The organism is Cerasibacillus sp. (assembly GCF_036516575.1).
Taxonomy (GTDB): Bacteria; Bacillota; Bacilli; order Bacillales; family Amphibacillaceae; genus Cerasibacillus.
This window is the reverse complement of the sequence record NZ_DATBTY010000025.1, coordinates 13,964-32,138: the sequence shown is the minus strand read 5'-3', so window position 1 is coordinate 32,138 and position 18,175 is coordinate 13,964. Positions and strand designations below refer to the sequence as shown.

17 protein-coding genes and 1 tRNA gene are annotated in these 18,175 nt (G+C 36.5%); 17 read left to right on the top strand and 1 reads right to left on the bottom strand.

Annotated elements, in window-relative coordinates:
• From purR to VIG73_RS04555, 16 genes are all read left to right on the top strand, one after another.
• Positions 1–749, top strand: a 749-nt coding sequence (gene purR, locus VIG73_RS04630; RefSeq protein ID WP_331639450.1) for a pur operon repressor, incomplete at its 5' end; no start/stop codon positions are given.
• 144 nt (positions 750–893) lie between these two features.
• Positions 894–1,181 (top strand): septation regulator SpoVG, encoded by a 288-nt coding sequence (gene spoVG, locus VIG73_RS04625; protein WP_331639448.1) that lies wholly within the window; start codon positions 894–896, stop codon positions 1,179–1,181.
• Positions 1,182–1,429: 248 nt separating this feature from the next.
• Complete coding sequence (glmU, locus tag VIG73_RS04620; protein ID WP_331639446.1) at positions 1,430–2,809, top strand: bifunctional UDP-N-acetylglucosamine diphosphorylase/glucosamine-1-phosphate N-acetyltransferase GlmU; 1,380 nt, start codon at positions 1,430–1,432, stop codon at positions 2,807–2,809.
• A gap of 17 nt (positions 2,810–2,826) precedes the next feature.
• Entirely contained in the window at positions 2,827–3,777 is a 951-nt protein-coding gene (locus tag VIG73_RS04615) for a ribose-phosphate diphosphokinase (RefSeq protein WP_331639444.1), read from the top strand.
• A 111-nt stretch (positions 3,778–3,888) separates the two neighbouring features.
• Positions 3,889–4,518, top strand: coding sequence for a 50S ribosomal protein L25/general stress protein Ctc (locus VIG73_RS04610; protein WP_331639442.1), 630 nt, complete (start codon positions 3,889–3,891; stop codon positions 4,516–4,518).
• 97 nt (positions 4,519–4,615) lie between these two features.
• Positions 4,616–5,176, top strand: a complete 561-nt coding sequence (gene pth / locus VIG73_RS04605) for an aminoacyl-tRNA hydrolase (RefSeq protein WP_331639440.1) — start codon at positions 4,616–4,618, stop codon at positions 5,174–5,176.
• Between the two features lie 86 nt (positions 5,177–5,262).
• Complete coding sequence (locus VIG73_RS04600; protein WP_331639438.1) at positions 5,263–5,493, top strand: anti-sigma-F factor Fin family protein; 231 nt, start codon at positions 5,263–5,265, stop codon at positions 5,491–5,493.
• 134 nt (positions 5,494–5,627) lie between these two features.
• Entirely contained in the window at positions 5,628–9,152 is a 3,525-nt protein-coding gene (gene mfd / locus VIG73_RS04595; protein WP_331639435.1) for a transcription-repair coupling factor, read from the top strand.
• 124 nt (positions 9,153–9,276) lie between these two features.
• The gene (spoVT, locus tag VIG73_RS04590; protein ID WP_331639433.1) at positions 9,277–9,810 is read left to right on the top strand and encodes a stage V sporulation protein T; all 534 of its coding nucleotides are present in this window, start codon (positions 9,277–9,279) and stop codon (positions 9,808–9,810) included.
• A 260-nt stretch (positions 9,811–10,070) separates the two neighbouring features.
• A complete protein-coding gene (locus VIG73_RS04585) occupies positions 10,071–11,654 on the top strand; it encodes a polysaccharide biosynthesis protein (RefSeq protein WP_331639431.1) in 1,584 nt (527 codons plus the stop codon).
• On the top strand, positions 11,654–13,105 hold the full coding sequence (mazG, locus tag VIG73_RS04580; protein WP_331639429.1) for a nucleoside triphosphate pyrophosphohydrolase: 1,452 nt from the start codon (positions 11,654–11,656) through the stop codon (positions 13,103–13,105). Before VIG73_RS04585 ends, mazG begins: the two co-directional genes overlap by 1 nt.
• 2 nt (positions 13,106–13,107) lie before the next feature.
• Positions 13,108–13,368, top strand: coding sequence for an RNA-binding S4 domain-containing protein (locus tag VIG73_RS04575; RefSeq protein WP_331639426.1), 261 nt, complete (start codon positions 13,108–13,110; stop codon positions 13,366–13,368).
• A 58-nt stretch (positions 13,369–13,426) separates the two neighbouring features.
• Positions 13,427–13,726, top strand: coding sequence for a sporulation protein YabP (yabP, locus tag VIG73_RS04570; protein WP_331639424.1), 300 nt, complete (start codon positions 13,427–13,429; stop codon positions 13,724–13,726).
• The gene (gene yabQ, locus VIG73_RS04565) at positions 13,723–14,322 is read left to right on the top strand and encodes a spore cortex biosynthesis protein YabQ (RefSeq protein ID WP_331639422.1); all 600 of its coding nucleotides are present in this window, start codon (positions 13,723–13,725) and stop codon (positions 14,320–14,322) included. Before yabP ends, yabQ begins: the two co-directional genes overlap by 4 nt.
• Before the next feature lie 3 nt (positions 14,323–14,325).
• Complete coding sequence (locus tag VIG73_RS04560; RefSeq protein WP_331639420.1) at positions 14,326–14,706, top strand: septum formation initiator family protein; 381 nt, start codon at positions 14,326–14,328, stop codon at positions 14,704–14,706.
• Positions 14,707–14,800: 94 nt separating this feature from the next.
• Positions 14,801–15,184, top strand: a complete 384-nt coding sequence (locus VIG73_RS04555) for a S1 domain-containing RNA-binding protein (protein WP_331639418.1) — start codon at positions 14,801–14,803, stop codon at positions 15,182–15,184.
• Between the two features lie 176 nt (positions 15,185–15,360).
• Here VIG73_RS04555 and VIG73_RS04550 read toward each other — a convergent pair.
• A tRNA-Met gene (locus VIG73_RS04550) sits at positions 15,361–15,434 on the bottom strand.
• 276 nt (positions 15,435–15,710) lie between these two features.
• Here VIG73_RS04550 and spoIIE point away from each other — a divergent pair.
• A complete protein-coding gene (spoIIE, locus tag VIG73_RS04545) occupies positions 15,711–18,161 on the top strand; it encodes a stage II sporulation protein E (RefSeq protein WP_331639416.1) in 2,451 nt (816 codons plus the stop codon).
• Positions 18,162–18,175: the final 14 nt, after the last annotated feature.

Below are 18,175 nucleotides of genomic sequence, written 5' to 3'. Positions count from 1 at the left end.
TCGCTGAGCAATTTAATTCAGGTAAAACGACAATTAGTGAAGATATCAATATCATCGATGACATATTTATGAAACAGGGGATTGGTTATATAAAACGTGTCATTGGCCCAACTGGTGGGGTTATGTTTGTTCCAGTTGTTTCATTTGATGAGAGTGGACATTTTATTCATAACCTTTGTGAACGTCTATCTGAATCGAAACGTATTCTTCCAGGTGGTTATTTATATATGACAGATCTTCTGAGTGAACCAAGTACCGTTAAAAAACTCGGTAAATTGTTAGCGACTGTTTTCGCGGATAAGGGCATAGATGTCGTGATGACAGTAGAGACGAAAGGTATATCATTAGCCTATGCTGTTGCTTCTTATTTGAATGTGCCTGTTGTTATCGTAAGGCGGGATCCGAAAGTGACGGAAGGTTCTTCAGTGAGTATCAATTATGTATCTGGATCAACGGGAAAAATTCAAACAATGGTTTTGTCAAAAAGAAGTTTACAAGCTGGTAATCGCGTTTGTATTGTGGATGACTTTATGAAAGCTGGTGGCACGATTAATGGCATGATTAATCTTTTATCTGAATTTGACGCTGAATTAGCGGCAATCGGTGTTCTAGCCGAAGCTGATGATTTAGAAGAGGATCGTGTTATTGAAGATTATGTTTCTTTAGTAAAATTGGCTGAAGTAGATCAAAGAAAAAAGAGCATCCAAGTACAACCAGGAAATTATCTAAGTATATTAAAAAAACATTAGAAAAACCTCCTTTTTATAGGGGGTTTTTACTATTTTTGGTATTTTTACGGCGAAAATAAAAATATTTTAAAATTTTAGCAGGAATTCGGACAATTATGTTGAATAGTATAAGTAAGTTCAAATGGAAAAAGGTGGTGAAGCAGCATGGAAGTCACTGACGTGAGATTACGCCGTATTAATACGGAAGGAAGAATGCGAGCAATCGCTTCAATTACATTTAATGGAGAATTCGTTGTACATGATATTCGTGTAATTGATGGAAATAATGGATTGTTTGTTGCCATGCCTTCCAAGCGTACTCCTGACGGGGAATTTAGGGATATTGCGCATCCGATTAATTCTAATACACGTGCTAAAATTCAAGATGCTGTATTAGAAGCATATCGCCGTGCAGGAGAAGAGGTTGAATTTGAAGAAGCAGGTGTTTCCTAATTATTATGATATGATTAAAAGGCTAATCATTACGATTGGTCTTTTTCTTTTTTTAGGGAAAAATATGGATCGCAGCTAATCTCTAAATCTCTAGCCTGTATGTGTTGAAATACATGCTTTTTTAAGATATATTCAATAATGGATAAAGATTCGTTTACCGTTTTAAGTGAATGATAAAATGAGAACAAACATATTTTAAATCATGTTCGCTTATCAAAGAGTGGATTAATCAGAATGGAGGTTTCCTGATGACAAAACGTTATGCTGTCATTCTAGCAGCTGGTCAAGGAACCAGGATGAAATCTAAATTATATAAAGTATTACATCCCGTTTTAGGTCGTCCAATGGTGCAACATGTTATTGAAAATATTAAAGCCATTGATGTTGATAACATTGTGACGATTGTAGGCCATGGATCTGATTCTGTGATGGAATATATTGGAAATGATAGTGAATATGTTTTGCAAGAAGAACAATTAGGTACAGGTCATGCTGTTATTCAAGCAGAGAAATTGTTAGGTGATAAGGAAGGAACGACCATTGTTGTTTGTGGAGATACCCCTTTAATTCGTCAAGAAACATACGAGAAATTATTGGAATACCACGAAAAGGCAGGAGCTCAAGCAACGATTTTAACATCAAAAGCCGAAGACCCAACAGGGTATGGACGTGTGATTCGTCATGTTAAAAATGGAGTAGAACGTATCGTAGAACACAAAGATGCATCAGATGAAGAGCGATTAGTAGATGAAATTAATACAGGTACGTATTGCTTTGATAATCAGACGTTATTTAAAGCTTTAAAACAGATTTCCAATCATAATGCACAAGGGGAATATTATTTAACTGACGTCATTGAAATCATTAAGAAGGATGCTGGGAAAATTTCAGCATATCTAACACCAGATTTTGATGAAACATTAGGAATTAATGACCGGGTTGCATTACAAGAAGCAGAAAGAATTCTCAAGGAACGCATTAATCGAGCACATTTATTAAATGGGGTAACCATTATTGATCCAGCAACAACGTATATTCATCCAGATGTGACGATTGAACAAGATGCTATTATTTATCCAGGATCCATTATTAAAGGAAAGTCCATTATTAAACAACATGCAGAAATCGGTCCATATACCGAAATCATTAACTGTACAGTAGGAGAACATACGGTAATCAAACAAAGTGTCGCCATTGATAGTGTGATTGGTGCTGGGGTCCAAATCGGTCCATTTGCACATATCCGCCCAGAGGCACAGATCCAGGACGAAGCTAAGATTGGTAACTTCGTAGAAATTAAAAAGGCAACAATTGGTAAGCATAGTAAAGTATCTCATTTAAGTTATCTAGGCGATGCGACTGTTGGTGACAATGTCAATGTTGGATGTGGTACAATAACAGTAAATTATGATGGCGAAAGCAAACATGTCACGACAATAGAAGATGATGCGTTTGTTGGCTGTAATTCAAACCTTATTGCCCCGGTAACCATTGGCAAAAGAGCTTATGTCGCAGCAGGATCGACGATAACAGATGATGTTCCTGAAGATGCATTATCAATTGCACGTTCACGGCAAACGAATAAAGAAGGTTATGTCAACCAATTAAAAAGTAGAAAAAAAAATTAAACGGAGGGTAATTTTCCATGGCATCCTATGGTGACAAGTCATTAAAAGTATTTACTTTAAATTCAAACCTTAAATTGGCGGAGGAAATTGCGAGACATATCGGTATACCACTTGGTAAGTGCTCTGTCTCTCGATTTAGTGACGGAGAAATCCAAATTAATATTGAGGAGAGTATTCGTGGGTGTGATGTTTACATTGTCCAATCTACTTCGGCACCGGTAAACGAGCATTTAATGGAATTATTAATTATGATTGATGCTGTTAAACGGGCATCAGCAAAATCAGTTAATATTGTCATGCCTTACTACGGGTATGCTAGACAAGATCGTAAAGCAAGATCACGCGAACCTATTACCGCTAAGCTTGTGGCTAATTTATTAGAAACGGCGGGAGCAGATCGGGTCATTACCCTTGACTTACATGCTCCGCAAATTCAAGGGTTTTTTGATGTGCCGATTGACCATCTACAGGGGGTGCCGATTTTATCCGACTATTTTAAGGAAAAGAATTTAGAGGACATTGTCGTTGTATCACCAGACCATGGAGGTGTAACCCGGGCGCGAAAAATGGCAGATCGCCTTGGAGCACCGATTGGAATTATTGATAAACGTCGTCCACGCCCGAATGTGGCTGAGGTTATGAACATTGTTGGAAATATCGAAGGAAAAACAGCTATACTAATTGATGATATCATTGATACGGCTGGAACGATTACTTTAGCCGCTAATGCTTTAGTTGAAAGTGGAGCAAAAGAAGTATATGCTTGTTGTACACATCCGGTATTATCAGGCCCAGCCATTGAACGAATTGAGAATTCAAAGATTAAAGAACTCGTGATTACAAATACGATTCCATTACCAGAGGAAAAGAAAACTGGTAAAATAACGCAATTGTCTGTTGCACCATTAATTGGTGAAGCAATCGTACGTGTTCATGAATTAAAGTCTGTTAGTATTTTATTTGACTAAATCAAAAAATGAAGCCAAAATGACATAAGATTAAGAAACGAATAAAAGTAGAACATCTGTTATAATAGATATTTAACTGATTTCGTTTAATTAGATGGAGGATGATGAAAGATGGCAACATTAAAAGCAGTTAAAAGAGATGATCATAGATTATCTGTTACGAAACAATTAAGAAAAGAAGGCCTTGTTCCTGGCGTTGTGTATGGAAAGAAACACGATACCCAGTCTGTTGCAATCAACGGTCCTGAATTACTTAAATTACTTCGTGACGAAGGTCGAAACGCGATTATTTCCTTAGAAATTGGTGAGGAAAACCCGGTAGAAGTGATGCTCCATGATCATCAAATGGATGCAATTAGAAATGAATTAGTTCACGTTGACTTCTTTGCCGTTGATATGGATGAAGAAATTGATGTAGAAGTTCCAATTGCTATTGTTGGTGACCCAATCGGAGCAAGTGATGGTGGAATCCTACAACAACCTGTATTTGAACTTGTTGTACGTGCAAAACCAAACCAAATTCCTGATGATATTACGGTTGACGTATCATCACTCGGAATTGGTGATGTTATAACTGTAGCAGACTTAAAAACAACTGATGAATATACAATCTTTGAAGATGAAGATACAACGATTGCAACTGTTCTACCTCCTGAGTCAGAGGTTGAAGAGGAAGAAGTTGATTTAAATGCTGAACCTGAATTAATCGGTGCAGAAGAAGATACTGAAGAAGAAGCATAATTGAATGAATAACCATAACCCTCCATTAAAAAGCATCATTCTTTAATGGAGGGGTTGTTTTGATTTCTTTATTATTTTAAAAAGGAAGTTGTGAATGATGAAATGTATCGTAGGGCTAGGAAATCCTGGGAGAAAGTACCATCATACACGCCATAATATTGGATTTATGGTCATAGATGAACTATTACAACGACAACAATTGACGTTAGATAAAAGTAAATTCAAGGGCGACTACACCATGACCCACTTAAACGGTGAAAAATGTCTGTTACTAAAACCACAAACATTTATGAATTTGTCGGGTGAATCCATTAAACCGATTTTGGAGTATTATAACATCAGTCCAGAAGACATGGTTGTTATTTATGATGATTTAGATTTACCGACAGGAAAGATTCGCTTAAGACAAACAGGTGGTCATGGTGGGCATAATGGGATTCGTTCAACAATCGATCAGCTAGGGACGAAAGCTTTTAATCGAATTAGAATAGGAATTGGTCGTCCAACGACACAAATGCCAATTGTTAATTATGTTCTAGGCACATTTAATAAAGAAGAAATCAATGATGTAGAGGATAGTATTCAACGCGCTGCAGATGCATGTGTGGAATGGATGGAACGCCCTTTTATTGAAGTCATGAATGAGTGGAATAAGTAATGGTATCTAGACAAGTCACATATAGTATAAAAGGATGCTTTTCGGATAAACTGATGTATAGAAGTCTTATTCGAGGAGGTCTTTTTATGGCCATTATTTATAACTGTCGTCATTGTGGCTGTGAAATAGGGCGATTAAATCAGCGTTTTATTGATACATTACAATTAGGGTGGAGTCATTTGTCTTTAGAGGACCGTAAGAAAATGATTCACTATCAACCGAATGGAGATGTATTCATTCAATCGATTTGTGAAGACTGTCAGGAAACGCTGGGACACCATCCGGAATATCATGAACTTGATTTTTTTATCCACTAATATATCGTATTATTTGTTTTAGATGAGAGCTTTGGTTAATGAACCAAAGCGTTTTTGTAGTTATTTTAACATGGCATTCTAAATGGTCTAATATGGCTTTAGACAATGAATGTGTGTTTGTATGGGGGATTTTTATGAAGGGAATCAATCACTATTTACAATCAAAAGAAGATGTGCAATCAATCATTACAGGTGTTCAGTCCGGGATTAAGGAACAGCTCGTTGCAGGTTTGTCGGGACCGAGTCGAAGTATTCTTGTATCGATTTTAAACGAATCTCTACAACGGCCGATTTTACTTATAACTTATCAACTTGTTCAAGCTGAGGAATTATATAATGATTTGATTGCACTAAGCGGGGAAGAACATGTTTATCTTTATCCTGTTAATGAGTGGGTGGCTTCAGAAACAGCTGTTGCAAGCCCAGAATTGAGAAGCCAACGTATTGAAGCGTTGATGAAGTGGCATCGTAAGCAATCGGGCATTCTCATTGCTCCAGTTGCTGCTGTTAAACGCATGCTTCCTCCACCTGAATATTGGCATCGCTATCAAAAGGAATTGGTCATTGAAAACGAAATAGATGTAGAAGCGTTTCTTGCCTCTTTAGTAACCATGGGCTATTCACATGCTTCAATGGTTACGACACCGGGTGAATTTAGCCGACGTGGTGGTATTATTGATCTTTATCCAGTTACGGAAGAACATCCTGTGCGGATTGAACTATTTGATATTGAAATTGATTCCATTCGTTATTTTGATGCAGAAACACAACTTTCTCTAGAAAAGCTTAATAAAATAACAATTGGGCCAGCCTCGGAAATGTTATTGACTGAAACAGACATGTTATCTGGTGCAGCTCGTTTAGAAGAGGCGCTTCGTACTTCTCTAAAAAAACTATCAACAAAAGAGGCGAAGGAAACGCTATCGCAAGCTATTGTACCAGATATAGAACGATTAAAAAACTTGGAACATTTTTCGGAAATTAATAAATATAGTAACTTTTTATATGAACAGCCATCTAGTTTATTAGACTATTTACCTAAAGATGGCCTCGTTATTATGGATGAAATGAGTAGAATTATAGACACCGCATCAACCCTCGATCGCGAAGAAGCCGAATGGTACAGTAGTTTGTTAGAAGCTCATAAGATGGTAAGAAATCATGAATTTTCATTTGACTGGTTAACCGTTCGCGAAAAAGTAACGCATACGCGGATTTATTTTTCTGTCTTTTTACGTCATATAGCAAATACAAATCCACAAAATATTGTTAACCTCTCTTCAAGAGTGATGCAAGAATTCCATGGCCAAATGCATTTATTTAAAAATGAATTAGAACGCTGGGAAAAAGGCGGGTATTCAGTCATTATTCTTGCACCGAATGAAAGTCGTGCCAAAAAAGTACAATCTATTTTAGCTGATTATAAAATGGAAGCAGATTTGGCTCAAGATGTGACAATTCCTGTTTTAAAACCGACGATTACAGTCGGCACATTGTCACAAGGAATCGAATTACCTATGCATAAACTAGCGCTGATTACGGAAAGAGAATTGTTTAAGAAACGTGTACGTACGCCACGAAAGAAACAAAAAATATCCAATGCAGAACGAATCAAAAGCTATCAGGAGTTAAAGATTGGTGATTATGTCGTTCATGTCAATCATGGTGTCGGTCGTTATTATGGAATCGAGACAATGGAGGTTAATGGAAAACACAAAGATTATCTGCTCATTCAATATGCAGGAGATGATAAGCTCTTTGTGCCCATTGACCAAATTGATCTTGTGCAGAAGTTTGTTGGCTCAGAAGGAAAACAACCAAAACTTTATAAACTAGGTGGAACAGAATGGACGAAGGTTAAACGGCGGGTTCAGTCATCTGTCGAAGATATAGCTGATGACTTGATTAAGTTGTATGCCGAAAGAGAATCACGTAAAGGCTATGGTTTTTCAAAAGACACAGATTTACATCGTGAATTTGATCTATCTTTTCCTTATCAAGAAACAGAGGACCAAATACGCTGTATTGAGGAAATAAAAAGTGATATGGAAAAAAACCGCCCAATGGATCGTCTCCTCTGTGGTGATGTTGGCTATGGTAAGACGGAAGTCGCTATTCGTGGTGCATTTAAAGCGGTAGCAGATGGAAAGCAAGTGGCCGTTTTAGTTCCAACAACTATTTTAGCGCAACAACATTACGAAACATTTTCAGAGCGCTTTCAAGACTATCCAGTATCAATTGGTTTATTAAGTCGTTTTCGTACACGTAAACAACAGAAAGAGACGATTGAAGGATTAGAGAAAGGCACAGTAGATATTGTCATCGGAACACATCGTTTATTATCAAAAGATGTGACATATCGTGATTTAGGTTTATTAATTGTTGATGAGGAGCAACGTTTCGGTGTCAAACACAAAGAGAAAATCAAACAGATTAAAACGAATGTCGATGTACTGACACTAACCGCAACACCAATTCCACGAACGCTTCATATGTCGATGCTAGGTGTTCGAGACCTATCTGTCATTGAGACACCTCCAGAAAATCGTTTTCCGATTCAGACCTATGTTTTGGAGTATGATCCGATTCTCGTTAGGGAAGCAATTGAACGTGAAATGGGGCGAGGTGGGCAAGTGTTCTTCCTATACAATCGTGTTGAGAATATTGACCGAATGGCTAGACAAATTAGCATGCTCGTTCCAGATGCTAAGGTTGCTATTGCTCATGGGAAGATGAATGAAAGTGAATTAGAAAACGTTATTTTTGCTTTCTTAGAGGGCGAATATGATGTCTTAGTAAGTACGACAATCATTGAAACAGGTGTCGATATTCCAAATGTTAATACATTAATTGTTTATAATGCCGATCATATGGGGTTAAGCCAACTTTATCAGTTACGTGGCCGAGTCGGTCGTTCAAATCGTGTTGCCTACGCTTATTTTACTTACCAGAAAGATAAGGTATTGACCGAAGAAGCAGAAAAGCGACTCCAAGCTATTAAAGAATTTACTGAACTTGGTTCTGGCTTTAAAATTGCTATGCGCGATTTGTCAATTCGCGGAGCGGGAAATCTCTTAGGCGCTCAGCAACATGGTTTTATTGACTCAGTTGGTTTTGATATGTATTCACAAATGTTAAAAGATGCCATTGATGCTCGCAAAAAAGGCAAACATGTCCAAAAAGCAGAAGTATTCGAACCAGAGATTTCACTTGATGTGAATGCTTATATCCCTGAAACATATATTCAGGATGAAAAGCAAAAGATTGATATGTATAAACATATTCGAGGTATTTCATCTCAAGAAGATATGTTGGAAATAAATGATATGTTAATCGATCGTTTTGGTGATTATCCAGAAGAAGTCGCTCATTTATTAATGGTAGCTCGGTTAAGGTATGTAGCAAAACGTGAATATGTCGATACAATAACGGAGAAAAACAATAAAATGACTCTCCTTCTAACCGAAGAAAGAAGTCAAGAAATTGATGGTGCAAAACTATTTGAGTTAGCCCATGAATTTGGACGTAGTATTCAGCTGGGAACGGAACATAATAAGCTGAAAATTGTCTTCCGTCCGGCAAAAAATGAAGTCAAAAAGCGTTATGAATTAATTGAAAGCTTTATTAAAAAATTAAAAGACGTCAACCGTGACGAATAGAAATGATGTTTTCATGAATAGTTCTCACAATATGTTTAATAATAATTAACACCAATGGTATTTTATGACCAAGAGAAAGAAAAGGGATTGTTATTATTTTACGTAGAAAGTGAGGCTCCATGGAATGAAAGCAACGGGTATTGTACGCCGCATTGATGATTTAGGAAGAGTTGTCATACCAAAAGAAATACGAAGAACGTTGCGGATTCGTGAGGGTGACCCATTAGAAATCTTTATTGATCGAGATGGTGAAGTCATCTTAAAGAAATATTCACCAATTAATGAATTAGGTACGTTTGCTGAAGAATATGCAGAAGCTCTCTTTGATTCTCTTCATATCCCAGTATTCATTAGTGATCGCGATGAAATCATAGCTATTGCAGGAGAATCTAAAAAAGATTACTTAAATAAAAATATAGGCAATGATATTGAACAAGTTATTGAAAATCGCGTATTACATGTAGAAAGCTCTGTGAAACCATTTGAATTAGTACAAGGTAAAGAAGAGGAACTAGCTTATGTATGTTGTCCGATCATTGCTAACGGTGACCCAATTGGAAGTGTTGTGATGTTTACAACCGAAGATAAAGGGCTAGGCGATGTGGAACAAAAAGTAGTCGAAACAGCAGCGAGTTTTTTAGCAAAACAAATGGAATAGATATTTTAGACAAAAATAATATGCTCAACTCAGAGCCGAACATTGGACTATTTTAGCGAAGGAAATATACGTAGATTCCTGGCCGGTTAGGTACGGCCACCCGAGGAAAGCGATGTATATTTCCGAAGCATGAATATGTACTTCGTTCGGTTTTTCTTTGATAAAATACTTTAGTCCCAGTCTTTTTCATTTTATTGAATCATGACCGCTTTATATCCCTTATGTTATAATGATTCCATATTTAGAGAAAGGCGTAATATATGGATAAAAAACAATCAAGTACCCTTGTTAAAGGGGCGATGGTATTAACGTTAGCGGGGATTGTCAGTAAGATACTTAGTGCGGGATACCGCATTCCTTTACAAAATTTAACAGGGGACTTTGGATTTTATATTTATCAACAAATTTACCCCATTTTGAGCATGGCGATGATATTAGGGCTATATGGCTTTCCTTCTGCCATTTCCAAAATGGGTGCGGATTTACGAGCAGGTGGTAAAGCATTAAGTATACGTCAATTTTATCTTCCGTTATTTATTATTTTAATGGTTATTAATGGTTGTTTATTTATTATCTTTTCTACGAGCGCATCTACTTTTGCTCAAGTGGTTGGTGATTTGAAATTAGAGCGCATTTATGAAATGACTGCTTTTGTTTTTTTATTGATCCCGTTTATTGCACTCATACGTGGTGGGTTTCAGGCACATGACATGATGTTACCGACGGCAATCTCACAAGTAAGTGAACAAATTGTTCGTGTCGTAATCATTATAGTGGCAAGTGTGTATATTGCCTTATACGGTAAGGATATTTACTTCATCGGATTTGCTGCGAACATCGCTTCATTTCTTGGTATACTAAGTGCGAGCATTGTGTTAGTCGGCTTTTGGTTTAAATATAAACCGAAGTCAAATTGTCATTATACGATTCCTTGGAAGTTATATATTAAAACAGTGTTTGTTTTTGGGATTGTTGCTTCATTTATACATATGATCTTATTAGTTGTTCAAGTCGTTGATTCCTTTACTCTAGTCCCTAGTCTAATGGATTATGGCCTACTGCCTGATGAAGCACGAGTGGCGAAAGGTGTCTTTGATCGGGGTTACCCATTAATTCAACTCGGAGCGGTATTAGGTTCATCATTTGCTTTGGCATTGATTCCATCATTGTCAAAACAAAAGCATAGAACCGATGAATTCTATCAAGCAATATCGAAAGCTTTATCATTCAGTATTTATTTAGCAACGGGAGCAATGATTGGATTATTGATTATTTTCCCTGAGGTTAATGTTTTATTATTTAAGGACCATCAAGGAGACACTAGCTTACAAATCTTAGCAATCAGCGTTTTATTAAGCTCACTTGCTATTACGTCTGCTACCATTTTACAGGGCATTGGTGCTGCCAACATGATTGCTTGTTTTATAGGTCTTCTCTTTTTAGTGAAATGGTATTTGAATCAGTTTCTTGTCCCTTTTTGGGGAACGATTGGCAGTGCTATCGCTACGGTTGGTAGTTTATTTATCTTGTGTATGTTAGTATTATGGCAACTTAAACGGCAACTACCTAAATTAAAGCTCTTACATGGCATTAATGCAGGCGCCTTGTTAATGGCGAGTAGCTCGATGGCTATTTTTTTATATGTGATAAAATGGCTATTACCTGCAGCTGAAACAATTGCAAGACTTCCACTTCTGTTCATCACATTATTGATTGTTTTCTGTGGAGCGAGTATTTATCTGTTTATTCTTATGAAGTTAGATGTGTTTTCTAAAGAAGAACTTGATTTGCTACCAATTTCACCAACATTGTTTACAGCAAAGCAAAAAAGGAGAATCAAATGATGCATAAAATAGAAGTGCTCGGTTTAGGTGCAGGAGATATTGAGCAACTCCCTCTTGGCTTATATAAAAAGCTAATTAGAAGTGATAAGCCGATTTACGTACGTACACTCGAACATCCAGTTATTGAAACATTATCTGAAGAAGGGGTTCAGTTTATTTCATTCGATTATCTATATAAACAAGCGACAGATTTTCAAGTCGTCTATGAACAAATGGCGGATACATTAATAGAACATGTTAAAAAAGAATCGCTGATTTATGCTGTTCCAGGGCATCCGATGTTAGCTGAAAAGACTGTTCAACTCTTGTTACAACAAACAGACTATGAAGTAGATATACTAGGAGGGCAAAGTTATCTTGATGATTTATTTACTTCATTAAAGATTGATCCAATTGATGGCTTTCAATTTATTGATGGAACGTCTTTTGAACGGCGCCAACTTGATTATCGGAGTCATTTGATTTTTTGTCAGGTCTATGACCAGTTTATCGCTTCAGATGTGAAACTAGCATTATTGGAAGATTTACCACCGGATTATCCTGTGACGATTATCGATGCCGCCGGAAGTAAACAGGAAAGAATTGAGACCGTTCCTTTAGAAGTATTCGATCACTCATTCCAAAAAAGTAACTTAACTAGTGTTTATGTACCTCCTGTTCACAAGCATGAATTGAATCATCATTTCTACCGTTTAAAAGAAGTGATTCATACTTTACGAAGTCCAAATGGCTGTCCATGGGATCGCAAACAAACCCATGAGTCATTACGAGAATATGCACTTGAAGAGGTTTATGAGTTGATTGAAGCTATAAACTCGCAAGATGACGATTTAATTGTAGAGGAACTTGGTGATTTATTATTGCAAGTTATGCTCCATAGTCAAATAGGGGAAGATGTCGGTTACTTCACAATTGATGATGTCATCCGTACGCTGACTGAAAAAATGATTTATCGACATCCACATGTCTTTGGAGATCGTGAGATAGAAAATATGATGGATATCTCAAAGGAATGGGAGGAACTAAAGCAAGAGGAAGCAGGTAAAGAAAATCGAAACTCTATTTTAGATGGTATTCCGAAGCAAATGCCGGCGTTATTAAAATCATATACGATACAGAAAAAGGCCGCTAAAGTCGGTTTTACCTGGGATCACGTAGACCCCGTATGGGACAAGTTGTCAGAAGAGTTAAAAGAGGTAAAAGAAGCGATTCAAACAGATGATAAAGAAGAAATTGAGATAGAGTTTGGTGATGTGTTCTTTGTTTTAGCCAATCTAGCACGGTATTATCAAATTCATCCGGAAATAGCCTTAAACCGTGCGAATGAAAAGTTTATTTCACGTTTTTCTTACATTGAAAAGAAACTTTCTGAAAAACAAAAGGATATAAAATATGTTTCATTTGAAGAAATGGATATGTATTGGGATGAAGCAAAGCGAAAGGAGTCATGATTATGCGCTTAGATAAATTTTTAAAATTATCACGAATTATAAAACGTCGCACGTTAGCAAAAGAAGTGGCTGACCAAGGACGTGTAACGATTAACGGAAATCAAGCGAAAGCAGCATCGCGTGTTGCTATTGGAGATGAATTGGCAATCCGATTTGGACAGAAGTTAGTCACTCTTGAAGTGCTTGATTTGAAGGAGAATGTTAAGAAGGCGGAAGCTGAGTCGATGTACCGCATCATTCAAGAAGAAAAAATCACTGAATAAATTGTTCTATCCTTGTCCCAATTCTCATAAGCTAATAATGATAAGGAGGATGGGGACGATGAATAGATATCAAAAAGAGATTCGCAATCATACAGAAAAAGAACATCTCGTAAAATTAAATCAGCGGAAGATATTGGAAATTACCGGAGTTAAAGAAGTTGATAGTTTTGATAATGAGGAGTTTTTGTTGCAAACGGTCATGGGCTATTTAGTCATACGTGGGCAGCATTTGCAATTAAAAAACCTTGATGTTACTGAGGGAATCGTTTCAATTAAGGGGAAAATATATGAACTAACTTATCTGGATGAAGATGGACAAGGAAAGGCTAAAGGAATCTTTAGCAAGCTATTTCGATGACACTTCATATGCAGTTTACAACGATGTTAACGATGATCGCTGGTGGCATCTATTTAGGAATGGTCCGTGATACGTATCTCTATTTTGCGCGCCATTGGGTCAATCAAAGTTGGTTGAATTATGTGATGGAAATCCTATTTTGGCTATCACAAACGCTCATCTTATATACATTGTTATTTTTAGTAAATTTCGGCGAACTTCGCCTTTATATTTTTTTAGCTTGTTTATTAGGATTTGCTACTTATCAAGCGCTCATTGCTTCTTTTTATAAACGAGTACTAGCAAAAATAATCCGTCTAGTTGTAACGGTTTTTCAATTTATCGGGTCGTTAATAGAGTGGTCTATCATTAAGCCCATTATGTTTCTGCTAAGCCTTTGTCTAGCTGTAATAGGAATGGTTTTACGAATCGTGACTTTCCTCCTAAGGCCGTTTTTAAAAATCTTATTTGCACCAGTAAAATGGCTAATAAAACACATTTATTCTCTCTTGCCAAAAAGAATTACACAATATTTACACAAAAAAGCAGGATTTTATAGTAAGATAGAATATATATATATTAAGGTGAGAGATTTTATTGTGAAAAGGAGGAAGTAGTTCATGTTGAAAGAAAAGAAAACCGTTACGAAAATCAATTCCCATTACATACAACAATATGAGGTTCAACAAGAAAGACTTAGGAGAAAAAAGAAACGATTAAAGACGCGTTTAATTCTTTTAGCGACGGTTGTATTACTTATCGTTGGTTCCATGACTACTTACCATTTCAGTCAGCGAGATTTAAGACAAGCTAAAACGGAACAATATGATCAATTACAAAATGAGTTAAAAGTATTGAAAAAACAAGAAAGTAGTCTAAAAGAAGAAATTCAGTTATTAAATGATGAGGAATATTTATTAGATTTAGCTCGTACGAACTATTTCTTCTCGAAAAAAGGTGAAATCATCTTCACACACGATAAAGATGACTCATCTAATTGACACCTTTTCATTCTGTTGGCTATACTATATATAAGCCGTTCTATACGGACGGCATGATATATCTTTAAATAATCTAAGGAGGAGCATTTCTTTTATGTCAATTGAAGTAGGCAGCAAGCTGCAAGGAAAGGTAACAGGGATCACTAATTTTGGTGCTTTTGTCGAACTATCAGAAGGTAAAACAGGTCTTGTCCATATTAGTGAGGTTGCCGATAAGTATGTAAAAGACATTAATGACCACTTAAGTGTAGGCGATGAAGTTAAAGTAAAAGTAATTAATGTCCAAAAAGATGGCAAAATCGGTTTATCTATTAAAAAAGCACAAGATAAACCACGTCGTCAGAGAAATTCTAGAGAACGCGTTGAATCATTTGAAGCGAAGCTAAGTCGCTTCCTTAAGGATTCAGAAGATCGTCTAGCCTCTTTAAAGAAGCACACAGAGTCCAGACGTGGAGGTCGAGGTGCTAAAAGGGGATAGCAGTTGCTGTCTATATAGATAATTATACGGTTTAGATGCTCTAGCTTATGTCATATAAAAAAAATGAAGTGGATTTTTATAGTAGGTGTTATACGAACGTATAGCACCTATTTTTTATATTTAAATACAAAATCAAAAAACCGACATTCTAATGAAAGAATGTCGGTTTTTTTTGATAGCGGCGGAGGGGATCGAACCCACGACCTCACGGGTATGAACCGTACGCTCTCGCCAGCTGAGCTACGCCGCCAAATAAAGTCAACAGAAATAATAATACAACAACGCAATCTATCTGTCAATAGATTTACGAAAAAAGAAATATAAGAGCAAATACCGACATTGCGACAAAAATAAGCAAGAAAACTTTGCTAGAAAAAAGGGGCTTTTTACTAGAAATGAACAGAAATGTAGAAAAGAGATATAAATAACTAGAAAGGAGTCGAAATATTTTTTTGTTTGCTCTATCAATTTGACAAAATATATAGATTACATATGTTTTAATAGCTTTTAAGGGAGGGGACAAGGAATGATGGAAACAATGCCACATGTGCAAACAAAAGGATTAAATGAAGGAAAAACGAAATTTAATAAACTTCGTCAAACATTTTTCAAACGGATGAAAGGTTTGTTAATTGAAAGAGGTTGGGTTTTGTATATAATCGGTTTTCTATTAGGACGTGCGATTATACTATCTGTTGCATCACCTTTTTCAGTAGCCTTTTTAGCTACGATATGGCTTTTGCAAAGGGAGAGACTATTAAAAACGTTCACCGCCATGCTAATTGGAGGATTTACTGTTTCATTTACACAAGGCTTTCATATCGGATTAGCGATGGTTGTTTTCTTACTTCTCGTCGGTTTTTTCCAAAAAACATCATATCAACATGTACAAATTCCACTTTTTGCTTTTCTGTCTACAAGTGCATCGCGTTTGTTTTTATATTCATTAGCAGGAAAATTGACATCCTATGAATGGCTATTAATAGGGATTGAAGGATTTTTAGGGATGGTCCTTGTTTTAATATTTATGCAAAGTATCCCGTTATTATCATCAAAACGCTATAAGTTAACATTAAATAATGAGGAGATTGTCTGTTTAATGATTTTACTCGCTTCAATATTAACGGGCATGATTGGTTGGGAAATTAATGGAATCAATATAGATCAGATATTCTCTCGTTATTTAGTCATGTTACTAGCATTTGTTGGAGGAGCTGCAATTGGTTCAACTGTTGGTGTTGTAACAGGACTTATTTTATCTTTAGCTCATGTTGCGAATATTTATCAAATCGGATTACTAGCATTTGCTGGTTTATTGGGAGGGTTACTCAAAGAAGGTAGAAAACTAGGTGTAGCCATTGGTTTGATGATCGGAACATTGCTTGTTGGAATTTATGGTGATACAGGTCATTTTATTCCGTTTTTATGGGAATCTTCATTCGCTATTCTTCTTTTTTTCATTACACCCGCTAGCTGGATTAAACAAATCTCACGGTATATACCAGGTACAGAGGAGTACACACATGAACAGGCACAATATTTGCAAAAAGTACGGCATATTACGGCTAGAAGAGTTGAGGAATTTTCACATGTTTTTGAGGCCTTGTCGAAAAGCTTTTTAACAGAGGAATCAACACGTGATGAAAAAAGGGAAATGAAGAGGGAAACAGATTTTTTCTTAAGCCGCGTAACTGAAAAGACATGTCAGCTATGTTTTATGAAAAAACGCTGTTGGCAAAACCAGTTTGATGAAACATATTCGTTAATGGAAATGTTAAAGAACAGTTATATTGATCAGAAAGATACTCACTTAAGAATCCGTAAAAAATTTGAAAACTACTGTATTAAATCTAATAAAGTCATTGACAAGATAGAAGAAGAACTCACTTACTTTGAAGCGAATCGTAAGTTAAAACAGCAAGTGATAAAGAGCAAGCGGTTAGTAGCGGAACAATTACAAGGTGTTTCCGAAGTGATGGAAGACTTTGCAGTAGAGATTATGAAAGAACGTCAACAACATGAAACACAAGAAGAACAAATATATCAGGCATTAAAACAAATGGGGCTTGAAGTCGAGAAACTCGATATTTTTCGTTTGGAGAAAGGGAATATCGACATTGAAATCTCACTTGTTTTTCATGATTACCACGGGGAAGGTGCCAAACTCATTGCGCCTGTATTATCAGATATTCTAAATGAGACAATTGAAGTCAAGGAGGAAGATATTTCGCCATTTCCAGGTGGATCATCATTTCTTAAATTCGGCTCAGCACGGTCATTTACTGTAGCGACAGGTATCGCTTACGCAGCAAAAGGAGGTGGGCTCATCTCAGGAGATAGTCATACTACAATAGAACTCGGTGAAGGGAAATATGCGTTAGCGATTAGTGATGGTATGGGTAATGGAAAACGAGCTAAGGAAGAGAGTAGTGAATCATTACGCTTACTCCATAAAATATTAGAAACAGGGATTGCAGAAAAGGTAGCCATCAAAACGATAAACTCAATCCTTTCATTGCGTACGACCGATGAAATATTTGCAACACTTGATTTGGCCATTGTCAATTTACATGATGCATTCGTCCGCCTTTTAAAAATTGGTTCCGCTCCCACATTTATTAAACGGGGCGATCGTATCATTAAATTAGAAGCAGCTAATTTACCGATGGGAATAATTCAAGAATTTGAAGTTGAAATGATTGGTGAACAGCTCTATTCAGGGGATATGTTAATTATGATGAGTGACGGTATTTATGACGGACCTAAGGGTGTTGATGATAAAGACCAATGGGTTGAACAGACGTTAATTGATATGGAAACAAATGATCCACAAGAAATTGCTGATTTATTGCTAGAGGAAGTTGTTCGTTCACAAAATGGTTCAATTGAGGACGATATGACTGTCATTGTTACAAAAGTAGATAAGCATATTCCGAAATGGTCCCCAGTTCCAATCATACATGAAAATGTTCTTTGAGCGTATAGGGTTTC